Here is a 2,521-nt window from a genome sequence, read left to right on the forward strand (position 1 = left end):
TTAGTTTTCAAAGAACAATTTTTCAAGAGACAACTTTTATATCTTATCAGTTTATCTATCAATCTGTCAACAACTTTTTAAAAAAGTTATTTAGTAATTTAATAGGCTTGCTGACAACTTTTATAGTATATATCTGTTTAACACCATATGTCAACACATAAATTATACTTGAATAATAATTTCACAAAAGTTTTTTATCATATCACAGGGTTAGGATTATTAAATAGAATTTCCACCTGATTATCTTAGCCAAACCTCCTTACCTATACATATAGATGTACCGCATTCATGTTTTAAAACATAAAATACTTCAGAAAAAAATATCTTATTTGAATATGACTTTACTTTTTAGAAAGGGGTGTAAATTGAAAGGGATCATTTAAACTTAAACTGCGGAACGAGACTATGTCACCAAACCTCTTCAGGCGAATCGATTAAGCTTGAGTTAAATAAATTCAAACAACATTTTATTATGTTTACAAAGGAGCAAGGAAATGACATCCAACCAAACTCCACTCTTAACTGCACATATTTTTGTTTCAAAATCAATATCTAGAAGTACTCTAAAGGAAATGACAATAAATTTAACAGAAAGCAGTATTGATTTTAATTTTTATGAACCTAATGACTCGTTAGTAAAAATCAATCCTAAGGATCCTCGCGTCTATCTATCTATAGGCGATGACTGGCAAGAATTTAATACGTTAAACTCACTGCCTTTACATGAGCGAAAAAGGTGGCTGCATTTTCAATCACCAGCAGAGATTCATTCTTCTAAGCTATTTTTTTGCTGGCTCCATAGTACGGAACCACTCCCTGTAAACAAAACCATTCCACCTGCTAAATTTTCATCCGATACACCACTGGTATCTGTATTCACGGCCAGCTACAGATCTAAAGATAAAATCCAACGGCCATACCACTCATTATTAAAACAAACTTACTCAAATTGGGAATGGGTAATAGTAGATGATTCCGGAGATGATGATAAAACTTACAAACAGGATTTACTTCCATTAGACGATCCTCGGGTTCGAAGGTACAGACAGGATGCCCGTAACGGCTACATCGGCGCCATAAAACGCTATGCAGCTGGACTATGTACAGGAGAAATTTTAGTGGAAGTGGATCATGATGACGATTTGACCCCTGACTGTTTAGAGAAGATTGTCCAAGCATTTCAAAAACACCCTGAGTGTGGTTTTGTATTTGGAGAGAATACTGAAGTATATGTAGGCAGTAATCATGGTCATTGGTATGGGTGGGATTGTGGTTTTGGCTATAGTATGTATTACCGTGTTTGGGTCCACGAAATGAATCGCTGGCAAAATGTGATGAAACAAACTACATTAAATGGAAGTACTATTCGTCACTTGGTAGGACTGCCCAATCACCCGCGTGCATGGACTAGGGAGTGCTACCATCTCATTGGGGGCCACCGGGAGGAATTATTAGTTTCGGACGATTACGACTTGCTAGTTCGAACATTTCTAACAACAAAATATTTATCGATTCCGCATCTCCTTTATATTCAGTATCGAAATGAGGATGGAGATAATTCTACTTTTCAAAGAAATCAACAGATACAGATCCTTTGTAGAGAATTAGAGAGTTATTATCATCAACGAATTAATGCAAGATTAAAAGAAATGGGTTTACCAGAGGAGTTAGAATATAGCCGGGTTTGGGAGACTGCAAAAGACAGTCCTGCACGAAATTCAGCACTTCTCACTGATGAAGACACTTTTAAAACCGCTTACCTCTTTCCCCTTCCCTATTCTTCTTCTCCAGTAACAGAACATTTAGAGTTGTCTCAGACTCTTCAAAAGGGGTTAGAATCAAATTTTATAGATATGGAAGTGATTGTGGTTGGCTGGATTCCAGAAGAAGTTGAAACCATTGCAGCCAAAGCCCCTATGGGAGCCATTCGATGGTGGCACATGGAACCTGGTGATTCATTAGAAACGTGTATTCAATATGCCAATTATTGCTCTTCATGTACAAATAAAGTGGTCGTTTTACCGAAAGAATAAAACATGTATTAAATTTATTGATTTGGTTAGCTTATTTGCCTATAGGAGCCTGAATCTTTTTAGATCGATTCAGGTCTTTTTTATTTTATTTTTTAAAATTGGGCCAATTTCTTATTTTTTATAAGCTTGATTATATTCAGCCATTGCCTAATTCCAATTCCCAAGCTTATCCATATACATATAGAGCAAGTACAATTTAATCAGGTGGTGGAAAAAAGAATGTCTCAAAAGAGATATGCTGGCGTTTCTGATGAAAATTGGGAATGGGATCGTGAACAGGATGAAGAAGACAATGATAGAGAATGTGAGGTGAAGCGGGAGAAAAAGGAGAAAAAGTGCAAACGCGGTAAAAAAGGCGAACGGGGTAAACGGGGACCTCAAGGACCTCAAGGAGCTCAAGGAGCTCAGGGACCTCAAGGTGCTCAAGGTGCTCAAGGCGCTCAAGGTGCTCAAGGCGCTCAAGGTGCTCAGGGTGCTCAGGGTGCTCA

The 2,521-nt window shown here is 37.3% G+C and carries 2 protein-coding genes; both read left to right on the forward strand.

Translation table 11 applies throughout. The features are described 5' to 3' along the window. Window positions 1-494: 494 nt before the first annotated feature. Complete coding sequence (locus CVD27_RS27415) at window positions 495-2,033, forward strand: glycosyltransferase (protein WP_101652456.1); 1,539 nt, start codon at window positions 495-497, stop codon at window positions 2,031-2,033. Window positions 2,034-2,252: 219 nt separating this feature from the next. After that, window positions 2,253-2,521: hypothetical protein (locus CVD27_RS27420; protein WP_219621341.1), on the forward strand; the 269-nt coding region annotated here is incomplete at its 3' end.

This window comes from Neobacillus cucumis (assembly GCF_002860255.1).
In the GTDB taxonomy this organism is placed as follows: domain Bacteria; phylum Bacillota; class Bacilli; order Bacillales; family Cytobacillaceae; genus Neobacillus; species Neobacillus cucumis_A.